We start from the raw sequence: 13758 nt of genomic DNA, 5'->3' as shown, positions 1-13758 counted from the left end.
GGTCAGCGGATCGTGGGCGCAACACCAGACAGGAAGCGCACCAGCGCATCGGCCAGCGCGATCCTCTTGTCCGAAAAGCTGTGGTCGGTCGGCCAGACCATCAGCCGCGAATTGGGATTGGCCCCCTGCGCGTCGGCAGCCACCTTGCGCGCGTCAGTCCCCAGTCCCTTTTCCGCGCCAAGGATCGTGAGCGGACGACGGCCATAGCCCGCCAGCCGTCGGCCAAGGTCGAACTTGTCGCCATTGCCCTTTATCTCGGCGGTCAGGCTTTCATAGGTCGCGCCATGCAGCGGCGGCAGGTCGCTCTCCACTTCCGCCCTCCACGCCGCCTCGCCTTGCGCCGTCGCCAGCGCCGCGACGGTCTGCGCCGGGTCCCAAGGATCGATCAGGAACAGGCCCGCGACGCGCGGTTCGGCGGCGGCAATATCCGCCGCCATGAAGCCGCCCATACTATGCCCCGCCACCACGATCGCACTGGTATCGATGCGATACTTAGCGACTGTCGACGCCTGCGGGAGAAACTGGAGCGCGGCAAAAGCATCGTCGGACGCATTGCCAAAGGAGAAATTGCCCGGACTGCCCCACGACCCGCGATAATGGAGCGTCAGCACATTCCATCCCGCCCGGCGGGCTGCCTGTGCGAGGTCCAGATTCTGCTCATTGCCGGGAAAACCATGGAGCAACAGCAACGTGGGATGCAATCCGGCTCCAGCGGCCGTGTACATGACGGCATTCATCGCCCCATCGCCTGACGGCAGGACAAAAGCGCTCATGCCTGCGGGATAGGCCGCGTCGGGGGCGGGATCGCTGATGACGGCGGGGTGGACTGCGGGGTCTTTGGCCTGCAACGGTCCAGCAAGCAGCAAGGCCAGCCCGACTATCCCAATTCCGCGTCCGATCCGATCCATCGCCTGCCCCCGATCATTAACACATGAGACGCTACCGGACAGCGCTCGCCGTCCGATGAAAGACAAAGATTGGCTCAATCCTCGCCGTCATCATCCTTGGCCAAGTCCTGCGCTACCTTTGGGTCGCGCAGCAACTTGTCGATATGACTGCCCTCATCGAAACTGTCGTCGGCCAGGAACTTGATCTTCGCGGCATATTTCAGCCGCGTGCGCGATGCGACTTCGCGCTGGAAATAGGCGGTGTTGGTCCGGAGCGCCTTCAGCACCACTTCCTCGTCCCGCCCCAGCAACGGCTTGATGAAGGCGGTCGCATGGCGCAGGTCGGACGACATGCGCACTTCGGTGACGCTCACGACATGCCTGGCCAGCACATCGTCATGCACATCGCCGCGCTGGAGGATGTCGGAAAGGATATGACGCACCTGCTCCCCCACGCGGAGCGCACGGACGGACGGGCCTTGAGTTTGACTGGACATATATAAACCTCATGGCCCCGGCCGAAGCCGGAGCCATGTCTTTCCTATCACAGCGTGCGGATGCGTTCCTCGACCTCGAACAGTTCGAGCGTATCGCCTGCCTTGATGTCGTTGGTGTCCTGCAACACGGCGCCACATTCCATGCCGGCGCGCACTTCGGACACATCGTCCTTGAAGCGACGCAGCGAGTGGATGACCGTCTTGGACACGATGACATCGTCGCGGGTGAGGCGCGCATTGAGCCCCTTGCGGATGACGCCGTCCTTGACCAGCAGCCCGGCCGCCTTGTCCTTCTTGCCCGCAGGGAACACCTGCAACACTTCGGCGCGACCCACGATCGTTTCGATCCGTTCGGGGGCCAGCTGGCCCGCCATTTCGTTGCGCACTTCTTCCAGCAGGTCGTAGATCACGTCATAATAGCGCAGCGAGATTTTCTCGCGGATCGCCAGCGGACGCGCCTTGGCATTGGGACGGACGTTGAAGCCGATCAGCGGCGCGCGGCTGGCCGAGGCCAGCGTAACGTCGCTCTCGGTGATCGCACCCACGCCGGAGCTGAGGATACGCACCTTGATCTCGTCGGTCGAAATGCGGTTCAATGCACTGACGATCGCTTCGACCGAACCCTGCACGTCGCCGCGGATGACGACCGGATATTCGATGACCTTGGTGCTGAGCGCCGAGAACATATTCTCGAAATTGGTCGGCACCGACGCCGTCCGCTTGCGGGTGATCTGTTCCTGACGATAGGCGGCGACCTCACGGGCGCGCGCCTCATTCTCCACGACCGTCATCTGGTCACCGGCCATCGGCACGCCCGACAGGCCCAGCACTTCGACCGGGGTCGAAGGCCCTGCGGACTTGACCTGCTGGCCCTTGTCATTGACGAGCGCGCGCACCTTGCCGCTTTCCGCGCCGATGACGAAGGTATCGCCGACCTTGAGCGTACCCTTGCGCACCAGCACGGTGGCGACCGCGCCACGGCCCTTGTCCAGCTGCGCCTCGATCACATTGCCTTCGGCGGCGCGATCGGGGTTGGCGGTCAGTTCCATGACTTCAGCCTGGAGCAGTATCTTTTCGATCAGCTCGTCCAGACCGGTTTTCTTGAGCGCGGACACCTGCACGTCCTGCACGTCGCCGCCCATATCCTCGACCACGATTTCATGCTCGAGCAGGCGCTCACGCACCTTTTGCGGGTTGGCTTCGGGCTTGTCGCACTTGTTGATCGCCACGATCATCGGGACGCCAGCGGCCTTGGTATGGTTGATCGCCTCGATCGTCTGCGGCATCAGCCCGTCATCGGCGGCCACCACCAGGATGACGATGTCGGTCACGTTCGCACCGCGTGCGCGCATTTCCGAAAAAGCCTCATGGCCCGGCGTGTCGAGGAAGGTGATGATGTCGCCACCCTTGGTCGTCACCTGATAGGCGCCGATATGCTGGGTGATGCCACCGCTTTCGCCCGCGACCACATCGGTCCCGCGCAGCGCATCGAGCAGACTGGTCTTGCCATGGTCGACATGGCCCATGATCGTGACGACAGGCGCACGAACCTTGAGCGATTCGACCGGATCAAGATCGCCCTCGATACCGATTTCGACGTCGGCTTCGGACACGCGCTGGATGCGGTGGCCAAATTCCTCGACCAGCAGTTCTGCGGTATCCTGATCGATCGACTGGTTGAGCGTGACCGCCTGACCCATCTTGAACAGCGACTTGACCAGATCCGCGCCCTTTTCGGCCATACGGTTGGCCAGTTCCTGCACGGTGATGACTTCTGGCACGACCACGTCACGCGACTGTTTTTCGCGCGTCTTGGAACCACCGGCATAATGGGCGCGGCGTTCCTTTTCACGGGCGCGCTTCAATGCAGCAAGGCTGCGCGCGCGGGCGCTGTCGTCATCGGCCAGCGCCTTGGTGACGGTCAGCTTGCCAGCCTGACGACGATGATCCTCGCCCTTCTTCGCCCGTTCGGGCTTGGTCGGTTCGGGACGCTTGACCGGCGTAACCGGGGTAAAGCGGCGCGGCGGCGGCGGTGCGGCAGTGGTCGCTGCGGGCTGCTCGTCCGTCGCGGCGGGTGCAGCCGCGTCAGGCGCAGCGGCCACTTCCTGCGGCGCAGCGGCAGGTGCTTCCACAACCGGCGCGGCTTCAGGCGCCTTGGCTTCCTCGACCGTAGGTGCAGCTTCGGCGGCCTGGCGGTTTTCCTCGGCCCGGCGCTTTTCATTCTCGACCGCAGCGATACGCTCGGCCGCTTCGCGACGGCGCGCATCCTCCAGCGCGTTCATGCGCGCTTCCTCGGCCTCGCGCAGCAGCTTGGCCTGCAATTCCTGACGCGACATCAGGCTTTGCGGCGGCGACTGGCGCGCAGGCGCAGGCTGCGGCGCACGCTGCTGAGGCGGCGGCGGGGCAGCGGGACGGGGCGCTGCGGGTGCGGCTGTGGTCGCCACCGGCACCGGATCAGCCTGCGGCGCAGCAGCAGCCGGGGCAGCTTCGCCCGGCTTGCCCAGGACGCGGCGCCGCTTCACCTCAACCACGACCGTATTCTTGCGGCCATGGCTGAACTGCTGCTGCACCTGACCGGATTCCACGGTCCGCTTGATGCCCAGCGGCTTGCGGCCCAGAACCGGCTTGTCTTCCTTGCTGTCACTCATACGACTGAACTTAACCCTTCACTTCATCACCGGCCGGTGCAGGCACCGACGCATCATTCCATGCAATCTCGGCACCCTGCGCATCGGAGGATTGCTCCTCCTCCTGCGCGGGCGCCTCGATAACGCAACCCAGATAGCTTTCCAAGCGGCCCAGGGCCGCACGCAGGCGTAGAGCCGCGCGCGAGTCGGTCACCGCAACATGGACGACATTATCGCGCCCCATTGCCATAGATAGGGCCTCGCGGTCCACAGGCAAGACGGTGCCTGCAAGATCGCTGCCTTCCGCTTCCTGTCCGACGCGCAGTGCCTGGTCCAGTTTGCGGTTGCCATCGGCCGCCGCATCGGCGGCATGGAGCAGCAATTTGACCAGCCCCTTGCGGCAGGCGGTGTCGATTTTTTCAGAACCGGTGAGCAGCATGGACGCGCGCGCCTCAAGCCCCAGACGGCTGAGCAGATCCTGCCGCAGCGCCGTTTCAATCCGTTCGGGCAGGTCCACCTCGATCTGGAGCGCGCCGTCCTTGAAGGAGCGCGCGATCGCCCCTTTTAGCTTGCCCTTGGCCAGAGCCGCTTCCAGATCGGCGCGACTGACGCCGATCCATGCGCCCCGCCCCGGTGCCTTGGCCCGGACGTCGGGCAGCACCTGCCCCTCCGGCCCGATCGCCAGGCGAATGAGCGTTTCAGGGTCGGCGCGGTCGCCGGTCAATATGCATTTGCGTTCGGTCATGCGCGCCCCTCCGCCAAAACGGATGGACTGGCAACCCCAACGCTATCGGATAGGCCTAAACGCTCATCGGGGAGTGTCCGCAGCAATGGCGTCCTCCCTATCAGAGGGCGCAGGTGTGCGGTCGGCCAAAAGCTGCCCGCCCGCCGCATAATTTTCCAGGCTCAGTTCGGTGATATTGATCTGGACGGCAGCCGCCGGCTTCCCCAGCCGCTCCACGAGCGACTGGGTGATGTCAGCAACCAGCGCGGCTTTCTGCGCGCGCGTTACGGCCCCGGCCAGACGGATATCAACGAACGGCATGGCGGATCAGGCTTCCTCGTCCTCGAACCAGTGCGCACGAGCGGCCATGATGATCTCATTGCCCTGCTCGTCCGACAGGCCGTAGGCCGCCAAAATACCGCCCTTGTCCTCGGTGGTTTCAGTCTTGCGACGGCGCTGGTCGATGCGCTTCTTCTGCACCAGCTCGTCGGTCGCCAGATCGGCCAGATCGTCGAGCGTCTTGATGCCCGCCTTGCCCAGCGTCACCAGCATCGCTTCAGTGAGGTGCGGCATGTCGGCCAGCGCATCCTCGACGCCCAGCGCCTGCCGTTCTTCACGCGAAGCCGCCTCGCGACGCTCCAGCGCTTCAAGCGCACGGTTCTGCAACTCGCCCGCCAGATCGTCGTCAAAGCCTTCGATCGAGGCCAGTTCGTCGATGCTGACATAGGCGACCTCTTCCAGCTCGCCAAAACCCTCGGCCACCAGCAGCTGCGACAGCGTCTCGTCCACGTCCAGCTCGTTCTGGAACAGTTCCGACCGGGTCACAAATTCCTTCTGGCGCTTCTCGCTGGCGTCGGCTTCGGTCATGATGTCGATTGCCTTGCCGGTCAGCTGACTGGCGAGGCGGACATTCTGGCCGCGACGACCAATGGCCAGGCTCAGCTGATCGTCGGGAACGACGACTTCGATCCGCTCTTCTTCCTCGTCGATCAGCACGCGGCTAACCTGAGCGGGCTGAAGCGCGTTGACCACGAAGGTCGCGGTATCTTCCGACCAGGGGATGATGTCGATCTTTTCGCCCTGCATTTCCTGCACGACGGCCTGGACGCGGCTGCCCTTCATGCCGACGCAGGCGCCGACCGGGTCGATGCTCGAATCGCGGCTGATGACGCCGATCTTGGCGCGGCTTCCCGGATCGCGGGCGGCGGCCATGATGGTGATGACGCCATCATAGATTTCGGGGACTTCCTGCGCGAACAGCTTTTTCATGAACTCAGGATGCGCGCGGCTCAGGAAAATCTGCGGCCCGCGATTTTCGCGGCGCACGTTCAGAACGACCGAACGGATGCGGTCGCCGACGCGGACGACTTCGCGCGGGATCTGCTGGTCGCGGCGGATGACACCCTCGGCCCGGCCAAGGTTCACGACCACATGGCCGAACTCGACCGACTTGACGACGCCGGTGATGATCTCACCCACGCGGTCCTTGAATTCTTCATGCTGGCGCTCGCGCTCGGCATCGCGGACCTTCTGGAAGATCACCTGCTTGGCCGACTGGGCGTCGATGCGGCCCAGGTCGATGGGGGGCAAAGGATCGACGATGAAGTCGCCGACGACAGCGCCCTTCTGGAGCTTTTGCGCCGCCTTGATGTCGACCTGCTTGAAATAATCCTCGACCACATCGACCACTTCGACGACGCGCCACAGGCGCAGATCGCCGCTGTCGGGGTCCAACTTGGCGCGAATGTCGTTCTCTGCGCCGTAACGCGCACGCGCGGCGCGCTGGATCGCGTCCTCCATCGCCTCGATGACGATCGCCTTGTCGATCATCTTTTCGCTGGCCACCGAATTGGCGATGGCGATCAGTTCGGCCCGGTTGGCGGAAATGGCGTTGGCCATGGAAAGAACCCTTATCCTTCGGTTTCGATATCGTCCGCACCCTCGGCAGAGAGCGGCATGGTAGCATTAATCAGCGCGTCCGTCAGCACCAGCTTGGCGGTGTCGATCAGGGCGAAGGGAATGACGACATTCCCGACCTTGGTATCCTTGAAGGCGATATCCTCGCCCTCGACCGTGCCCAGCACGCCCTTGAACGTCTTGCGGTTGTCGATCGGCTCGGTCACGGTAATCCGGGCCTCGAACCCGCCCCATTCGACAAAGTCGTGCAGGCGGGTAAGCGGACGGTCGATGCCCGGAGAGCTGACCTCCAGCCGATAGGCTTCTTCGATCGGATCAACCTCATCGAACAGGTCCGACAGGCGGCGCGAGATCGTCATGCAATCGTCGATCACCAGCTGCCGCGTTTCCCGCCGCTCGGCCATGATCTGAAGCGTGCGCTCATCGCCCTGCCCAAACAGCTTCACCCGCACAAGGTCAAAGCCCAAAGCCTTCACCTCCGGTTCGATCAGCGCAGTCAGTGCGGCGATGTCCGCCATGCAATCTCCAGAACAATATAAGTTTGCCGCCGCCGCAGGCGGTGTGCCTGCGACCCTGACATGTTTGACGATGTAAGGAAGCAAGGGCGATATAGGTGGAGTGCGGAAAATCTGCAACATTATTCGTTCTGCTGTATTCTAACCGTTCGGGCTGAGCGAAGTCGAAGCCCTCCACCGAACGAAGAGAGGTGCTTCGCCATGCTCAGCATAGCCCTTCGACTTCGCTCAGGGCGAACGGAGAAAATCGTGACCCGAAGCTTTATTGCTACCCTGCCCCTCATCCTCATCGCCTGTTCGGCCGACAATGCCACCGGGCAGAACACCCCGACCACGGCCAAGCCGTTCAAGACCGCGACCATTGCCGATTTCGATTCGCCGTGGGCGATGACCTTCCTGCCCGACGGTCGCGCGCTGGTGACGGAGAAAGCGGGCGCGATGATTCTATTCGATCCGAAAAACGGCACCAAAATTCCCGTCGCGGGCATCCCCGCCGTCGATAGCGCCGGGCAAGGCGCTCTGATGGACGTCGTCCTCTCCCCCAATTTCGCGCAGGACAAGGCGGTCTATTTCAGCTTTTCCGAAAGTCGCGACGGGGTGAAGGGTGTGGCGCTAGCCAAGGGCGGCTTCGCCCAGGCCAGCGACGGCACGACCAAACTGGACGGCGTGCAGGTCATCTTCCGCGCCAGCCCCTATGTCGATGGTAACGGCCATTATTCGGGCCGCATCGCCTTTTCGCCCGATGGCAAATATCTCTTCTTCACCAATGGTGAACGACAGAAATTCGATCCCGCCCAAGACCCCAAGGCAACATTGGGCAAGGTGCTGCGCCTGAATCTGGACGGCACGCCCGCTGCGGGCAATCCGCTGGCGGCGCAGGGCTTTCACCCGGCGGTCTGGTCCTATGGCCATCGCAACCTGCTCGGCATCGCCTTCGACGCGGACGGTCGCCTGTGGGAACAGGAAATGGGACCGAAGGGCGGGGACGAGGTGAATCTCATCAAGCCGGGCCTCAACTATGGCTATCCCAAAGTGTCAAACGGCAGTCATTATGACGGCCGCGACATTCCCGATCACGCCTCCGGCGACGGCTTTGAAGCCCCCAAGGTCAGCTGGAACCCGGTCATCTCGCCCGGTGGCCTCCTCTATTATTCCGGCAATCTCTTCCCGGCGTGGAAAGGCTCGCTCTTCATCGGTGGCCTGTCCAGCAAGGCGCTGGTCCGGGTCAAGCTGGATGGCGACAAGGCCAGCAAGGCCGACCAGTGGGACATGAGCGCCCGCATCCGCGAAGTCGAGCAAGGCCCGGACGGCGCGCTCTGGCTGCTGGAAGATGGCGACGACGGGTCGCAGGGTCGATTGCTGAAACTGACGCCTGCGGGATGAAACGCCGCACGTTCGTCATGCTGACGAAAGTCAGCATCCAGGGCGGCATAAACCCGCCCTGGATGCCGGGTCAGGCCCGGCAAGACGACGTATAATTACACCAACCGGCTCTGCTTCACCGCCGCTTCGATGAAGCTGGCGAACAGCGGATGCGGGTCGAACGGCTTGGATTTCAGCTCCGGGTGGAACTGCACGCCGACAAACCAGGGATGGTCGGGCCGCTCGACGATTTCGGGCAGCGTGCCGTCGGGCGACATGCCGGAAAAGATCAGCCCGCCCTTTTCCAGCGGTTCGCGATAGCCCGCATTCACCTCATAGCGATGGCGATGCCGCTCGCTAATCTCGTCGGTCCCGTAAATGCCCGCGACCACGCTGTTGCCGGTCAGTTTCGCGGGGTAAGCCCCCAGCCGCATCGTGCCGCCCAGATCGGTCTCGGCGGTGCGCTTCTGCAGGCCTTCCGCGCTCATCCATTCGGTGATCAGGCCCACGACCGGCTCGGACGTCTCGCCAAATTCGGTGGTGGAGGCCGCCGCGATGCCCGCCGTATTGCGCGCACCCTCGATGCAGGCCATCTGCATCCCCAGGCAAATGCCGAAAAATGGCACATTGCGTTCACGCGCAAATCTGACGCTAGCGATCTTGCCTTCGGACCCGCGCACGCCAAAGCCGCCGGGGACCAATATGCCGTGCATCGGCTCTAGGAAAGCGGCGACATCGTCGCCCTTCTCGAACAGTTCGGCGTCGATCCACTTGATCTTCACCTTCACCCGATTGGCAAACCCGCCATGGGTCAGCGCCTCGTGCAGCGATTTATAGGCGTCAGGCAGGCCGACATATTTGCCGACCACGCCGATCGTGACCTCGCCTTCCGGGTTTTGCTGCCGGTCCATGATGTCGTCCCACCGCTCCAGCGACGGAACGGGCGCACCCTCGATACCAAAGGCGCGCAGCACTTCGGCGTCCAGACCTTCGGCATGATATTGGGCGGGAACGCCATAGATGCTGCTGGCGTCGAGCGCGGGGATGACCGCTTCGGGCCGCACATTGCAAAAGAGCGCAATCTTGCGCCGCTCGCTTTCCGGCAGCGGATGTTCGCAACGGCACAGGAGAATATCGGGCTGGATACCCAGCGACGTCAGTTCGCGCACGCTATGCTGGGTCGGCTTGGTCTTAAGCTCACCCGCCGCCGCAATATAGGGCACCAGCGTCACATGGACAAAGATCGACTGGCCGCGATCCAGATCATTATGCAGCTGGCGAATCGCCTCCATGAAGGGCAGCGATTCGATGTCGCCGACGGTCCCGCCAATCTCGCACAGCACGAAATCGATATCGTCAGTGTCGGCCAGCGCGAACGCCTTGATCTCGTCGGTGACGTGCGGAATGACCTGCACCGTCGCGCCCAGATAGTCGCCGCGCCGTTCCTTGGTGATGATCGTCTGATATACGCGGCCCTGCGTCACATTGTCGCTCTGGCGCGCGGAAACGCCGGTAAAGCGCTCATAATGGCCCAGGTCCAGATCGGTCTCCGCCCCGTCGTCGGTCACATAGACTTCGCCATGCTGATAGGGCGACATCGTGCCGGGATCGACGTTCAGATAGGGATCGAACTTGCGGATTCGCACGCGATAGCCCCGCGCCTGCAACAGCGCTGCCAGGGATGCGGCCATCAGGCCTTTACCAAGCGAGGAGACCACGCCGCCGGTGATGAAAATATACCGCGTCATGGGAGAAGAGGCCTAGCCTTTCAGAACAACAAAGAGCAAGCGCGCGAATCCACGCACGCTTAAAAAATATTCGAAATGTCGGTGAACGGTTTAGTTGGCGAGCGGAACAGCGCCGTTGCTGGCCGCATTCGCCGCACCCGCCAGAGGGTCAGCGCTGGTGGCCGGCGCGTTCTGCGTGACCGGCGCCTGCTTGACCAGCGACGTGTCGATGTCGCTGGGGGCATGACGCACCGACGCGATCACCGCCATGACGATGGACAAAGTGACGAAGATCGTCGCTAGCACCGTGGTCGAACGTGTCAGGAAATCCGCCGCGCCGCGCGCCGACATGAAGCCCGCCGGGCTGCCGCCCACGCCCAGACCGCCGCCTTCCGACTTCTGCATCAGGATGACGGTAACCAGCAGGGCGGCGATGATCGCCTGCACGACGAGAAGGAAAGTGAACATGCGACGGGTTCTGTCCGGAAATGGGGTGCGTTGCCGCGCACATAGCGATGAAGCGACGCGGGGGCAACCATTGCGCGTGGCGTCTTTGGCTTGACACACCATCCGTTCGCTTCGAGCGCAGTCGAGAAGCCGCGCGCACAGCGCCCGCGTTTCTCGACTTCGCTCGAAACGAACGGAGGTTGGGATCAATCTGCCGCCGCAATAATCGGCGCGAACTTGCCCGCGGTCAGGCTTGCGCCGCCGACCAGCCCGCCATCAACATCCGCGATGGCCATCAACTCGGCGGCATTGTCGCCATTCATCGACCCGCCATAGAGGATACGCATCCGGTCGGCTTGCCCGCCGATCCGGCTGGTCAGCGCGTTGCGCAATGCGCGATGCATCGCATCGACCGCCTCCATCGTCGGAATCCGCCCCGTGCCGATCGCCCAGATCGGCTCATAGGCAATCGCCAGCCAGTCCGCCGCCGCGCCCTCCGGCAAGGACGCCAGCAACTGCGCGGACACCACCGCTTCAGCGTCGCCCGCGTCGCGCACGTCCAGGCTTTCGCCCACGCACAAGATGACGTTCAGCCCCGCCGCCTTGGCCGCCAGCGCCTTGGCCGCAACGTCGCCATCGCTCTCGCCCTGGTCCTGCCGCCGTTCGCTATGGCCAACGATCGTCCAGCTGGCCCCTGCTTCCGCCAGCATAACGCCGGACAGGCAACCGGTATGCGCGCCACTGGCGTTCATGTGGCAATCCTGCGCCCCGATAAAGGCGCCGCCCCGAACCTGCGCCGCCGCCGCGATCAAAGTCGCAGGGACGCATAGTCCTACATCCACCCCCGGATGATCGGCCGCGATCCCGCCTATCGCTTCGACTTCGCCCAGATGGGCCTTCAGGCCATTCATCTTCCAGTTGCCCACGACGAGTTTACGCCTGTTCATGGATAATATTTCCCCATATTTGTTTTTGCTGCACGCCCATTGGCGATGAACGGGGCGGGTGCATTTGTCCAGACCAGCCACGCGCGTGGCGCTTGCCGCCGCGCCTATACCGTCTTAAAGCGACCGCCATCACGCCCGCTGTTCGGACATTTTCATGCTTGCTGTCTTTCGCCGCTTCATTCGCTCCAGGTTCGGCGCGGTCTTTGCGATCCTCTTCCTGGCGGTCATCGCCGGTGCCTTCGTTCTGGGCGATCTGTCCAGCGGCCAGTTCGGCAGCAGCCTGACCGGGGGTGGCGGCACAGCGGCCAAGGCGGGCAGCCACAAGCTGTCGCAAAATGAAGTGCAGGACCGTATCCAGCGCGTCTATGAAAATGCCCGCAAATCCAATCCCGGCCTGCTGATCGGCGATTTCTTCGCGCAGGGCGGCGCGACACAGGTGTTCGACCAGCTGGTCGCGTCCCTAACGCTGCGCGCCTTTGCCGACGATCAGGGCGTGCATATCTCCAAGCGGCTGGTCGATGCGCAAATCGCGCAAATCCCCGCTTTTCAGGATGCGGCGGGCAATTTCAGCCAGGATAATTTCCGATCGCTGCTGATCCGCGAACGCATCACCGAACAGGCGCTGCGCGACGATATCAGCCGCGAAATCCTCCAGCGCCAATTGCTGGGGCCGGTGGGTCTGGGCGTCCAACTCTCCGACTCTCTGGTGCTGCCCTATGCCTCGCTGCTGCTCGAAGCACGGCAAGGCACGATCGCGGCGATCCCGGCGGTCGCCTTCCTTGATGACAAGGCACCGACCGACGCGCAACTGGCCGACTATTACAAGCGCAACGCCGACCGCTTCACCATCCCCGAACAGCGCCGCATCCGCTATGCGGTGATCGACGCGCAGCGTTTCGCGCAGGCTTCGCAGCCCAGCGACGCGGAAATCGCCGCCGCCTACAATCAGAACAAGGCCGCCTATGCCGCCAAGCAGAGCCGCAGCGTCGAGCAACTGGTGCTACCGACACAGGCAGCGGCCAAGGCGATCGCCGATAAGGTCAAGGGCGGCACGCCCCTGTCCGCCGCGGCAAAGGGCGCTGGCCTGGAAGCGCTGACGCTGACCGACCAGAGCCAGGCCGCACTCACCGCATCGGCGGGCAAAGCCATTGCCGACGCCGCCTTTGCCGCCAAGCAGGGCGATCTGGTCGGTCCCGTGCGCGGATCGCTGGGCTGGGTCGTGCTGCGCGTGACCGCGATCACCGAGACCCCCGCCCGCCCGCTCGCCTCTGTGCGTGGCGAACTGGTCGAGACGTTGCGTGCACAAAAGGAAAAGGCGCTGCTGACCGAGCTGACCGGCAAGCTGGAGGACCAGATTGCCGATGGCGGCACGTTCGAGGAAGTGGTCAAGGATAATGGCCTGAAACTCGAAACCAGCCCGCTGCTGCTCGCCACCGGCAAGCAGGTCGAGGATTCGGCCTATGTTCCCTCCGCCGACCTTCAACCCCTTATCGCGCCCGCCTTCGCGATGAACGCGGACGATGACGCGCAGCTGGTGCCGATCACCCCGGACAAGCGCTATGCCCTGATCGCCGCCAGTGAAATCGTCGCCGCCGCGCCGCCGCCGCTGGCCAAGGTCAAGCCTCTGGTGCAGGCGCAGTACAAGCTCAATCAGGGCAATGAAAAAGCCAAGAAGGTCGCCGAGGATATCCGTGCCAAGGTCGCCAAGGGCATGAAGCTGGCCGATGCCGTCGCGGCAGTTGGCGTCAAGCTGCCCGCGCCGCAGGTGCTGGGCGGCCGCCGCGCCGACATCATGCGCGGTGAGCAGCGTCCCCCCGCCGAAGTCGCCATCCTCTTTTCGATGGCGGCGAACACGGTCAAGACGTTGCCGATCGGTCAGGATCGCGGCACCTTCGTCGTGCAATTGAACGCCATCCAGCGCGGCGATGCCAAGGGCCAGCCCGAATTGCTCAAACAGGTGCGCGACCAGCTCGGCGATGTCGTCGGCCAGGAATATGGCCAGCAATTCGAGCGCGCGGTCGAGAAGGAACTGGGCGTGACCCGCAATGCCAAGGCCGTGGCAGACGCCCGCACGGCACTGACCGCCACCAATAGCGGCGGGCAGTAAT

At 63.6% G+C, this 13758-nt stretch carries 12 protein-coding genes; 2 read left to right on the top strand and 10 right to left on the bottom strand.

Annotated features, from left to right (window positions below):
* Window positions 1-2: 2 nt before the first annotated feature.
* The 7 genes from KRZ98_RS01090 to rimP form a co-directional block, all read right to left on the bottom strand.
* Window positions 3-908: a S9 family peptidase gene (locus KRZ98_RS01090; RefSeq protein WP_217671816.1), complete on the bottom strand. Its 906-nt coding sequence runs from the start codon at window positions 906-908 to the stop codon at window positions 3-5.
* Between the two features lie 74 nt (window positions 909-982).
* Entirely contained in the window at window positions 983-1384 is a 402-nt protein-coding gene (gene rbfA, locus KRZ98_RS01085; protein ID WP_217671815.1) for a 30S ribosome-binding factor RbfA, read from the bottom strand.
* A 47-nt stretch (window positions 1385-1431) separates the two neighbouring features.
* Entirely contained in the window at window positions 1432-4032 is a 2601-nt protein-coding gene (infB, locus tag KRZ98_RS01080) for a translation initiation factor IF-2 (RefSeq protein ID WP_217671814.1), read from the bottom strand.
* Window positions 4033-4042: 10 nt separating this feature from the next.
* Window positions 4043-4756: a DUF448 domain-containing protein gene (locus KRZ98_RS01075; RefSeq protein WP_217671813.1), complete on the bottom strand. Its 714-nt coding sequence runs from the start codon at window positions 4754-4756 to the stop codon at window positions 4043-4045.
* Window positions 4757-4819: 63 nt separating this feature from the next.
* Complete coding sequence (locus KRZ98_RS01070; RefSeq protein WP_217671812.1) at window positions 4820-5056, bottom strand: 4-oxalocrotonate tautomerase family protein; 237 nt, start codon at window positions 5054-5056, stop codon at window positions 4820-4822.
* Window positions 5057-5062: 6 nt separating this feature from the next.
* Complete coding sequence (gene nusA, locus KRZ98_RS01065) at window positions 5063-6634, bottom strand: transcription termination factor NusA (protein ID WP_119745472.1); 1572 nt, start codon at window positions 6632-6634, stop codon at window positions 5063-5065.
* 11 nt (window positions 6635-6645) lie between these two features.
* Window positions 6646-7170, bottom strand: a complete 525-nt coding sequence (gene rimP / locus KRZ98_RS01060; protein ID WP_217671810.1) for a ribosome maturation protein RimP — start codon at window positions 7168-7170, stop codon at window positions 6646-6648.
* Between the two features lie 246 nt (window positions 7171-7416).
* Between rimP and KRZ98_RS01055 the strand changes: the two genes are divergently transcribed.
* The gene (locus KRZ98_RS01055; protein ID WP_217671809.1) at window positions 7417-8550 is read left to right on the top strand and encodes a PQQ-dependent sugar dehydrogenase; all 1134 of its coding nucleotides are present in this window, start codon (window positions 7417-7419) and stop codon (window positions 8548-8550) included.
* A 95-nt stretch (window positions 8551-8645) separates the two neighbouring features.
* On the opposite strand, the gene KRZ98_RS01050 is transcribed toward KRZ98_RS01055, so the two are convergent.
* The 3 genes from KRZ98_RS01050 to tpiA all read right to left on the bottom strand — a co-directional run bounded on the left by KRZ98_RS01050 (window position 8646) and on the right by tpiA (window position 11650).
* Window positions 8646-10277 carry a CTP synthase gene (locus KRZ98_RS01050; RefSeq protein ID WP_217671807.1) on the bottom strand — a complete coding sequence of 544 codons (1632 nt, stop codon included), beginning with the start codon at window positions 10275-10277 and terminating at the stop codon, window positions 8646-8648.
* Window positions 10278-10367: 90 nt separating this feature from the next.
* Entirely contained in the window at window positions 10368-10724 is a 357-nt protein-coding gene (gene secG, locus KRZ98_RS01045) for a preprotein translocase subunit SecG (RefSeq protein WP_006951806.1), read from the bottom strand.
* A gap of 185 nt (window positions 10725-10909) precedes the next feature.
* A complete protein-coding gene (gene tpiA / locus KRZ98_RS01040) occupies window positions 10910-11650 on the bottom strand; it encodes a triose-phosphate isomerase (RefSeq protein WP_217671805.1) in 741 nt (246 codons plus the stop codon).
* A 154-nt stretch (window positions 11651-11804) separates the two neighbouring features.
* On the opposite strand from tpiA, the gene KRZ98_RS01035 reads away from it, so the two are divergent.
* Window positions 11805-13757 carry a peptidylprolyl isomerase gene (locus KRZ98_RS01035; RefSeq protein WP_217671804.1) on the top strand — a complete coding sequence of 651 codons (1953 nt, stop codon included), beginning with the start codon at window positions 11805-11807 and terminating at the stop codon, window positions 13755-13757.
* The last annotated feature ends 1 nt before the right edge of the window (window position 13758 follow it).

Origin of the sequence: Sphingobium sp. AS12 (assembly GCF_019097845.1) — a bacterium.
Classification (GTDB): Bacteria; Pseudomonadota; Alphaproteobacteria; order Sphingomonadales; family Sphingomonadaceae; genus Sphingobium.
The sequence above is the reverse complement of the archived record's forward strand: the minus strand, read 5'-3'. Positions and strand labels throughout refer to the sequence as shown.

Bases quoted from the DNA above. Each gene is read 5' to 3' on its own strand.
- nusA (WP_119745472.1), bottom strand. From the start codon at position 6,634: ATGGCCAACGCCATTTCCGCCAACCGGGCCGAACTGATCGCCATCGCC.
- KRZ98_RS01090 (WP_217671816.1), bottom strand. From the start codon at position 908: ATGGATCGGATCGGACGCGGAATTGGGATAGTCGGGCTGGCCTTGCTG.
- secG (WP_006951806.1), bottom strand. From the start codon at position 10,724: ATGTTCACTTTCCTTCTCGTCGTGCAGGCGATCATCGCCGCCCTGCTG.
- rbfA (WP_217671815.1), bottom strand. From the start codon at position 1,384: ATGTCCAGTCAAACTCAAGGCCCGTCCGTCCGTGCGCTCCGCGTGGGG.
- tpiA (WP_217671805.1), bottom strand. From the start codon at position 11,650: ATGAACAGGCGTAAACTCGTCGTGGGCAACTGGAAGATGAATGGCCTG.
- infB (WP_217671814.1), bottom strand. From the start codon at position 4,032: ATGAGTGACAGCAAGGAAGACAAGCCGGTTCTGGGCCGCAAGCCGCTG.
- KRZ98_RS01075 (WP_217671813.1), bottom strand. From the start codon at position 4,756: ATGACCGAACGCAAATGCATATTGACCGGCGACCGCGCCGACCCTGAA.
- rimP (WP_217671810.1), bottom strand. From the start codon at position 7,170: ATGGCGGACATCGCCGCACTGACTGCGCTGATCGAACCGGAGGTGAAG.
- KRZ98_RS01035 (WP_217671804.1), top strand. From the start codon at position 11,805: ATGCTTGCTGTCTTTCGCCGCTTCATTCGCTCCAGGTTCGGCGCGGTC.
- KRZ98_RS01050 (WP_217671807.1), bottom strand. From the start codon at position 10,277: ATGACGCGGTATATTTTCATCACCGGCGGCGTGGTCTCCTCGCTTGGT.
- KRZ98_RS01070 (WP_217671812.1), bottom strand. From the start codon at position 5,056: ATGCCGTTCGTTGATATCCGTCTGGCCGGGGCCGTAACGCGCGCGCAG.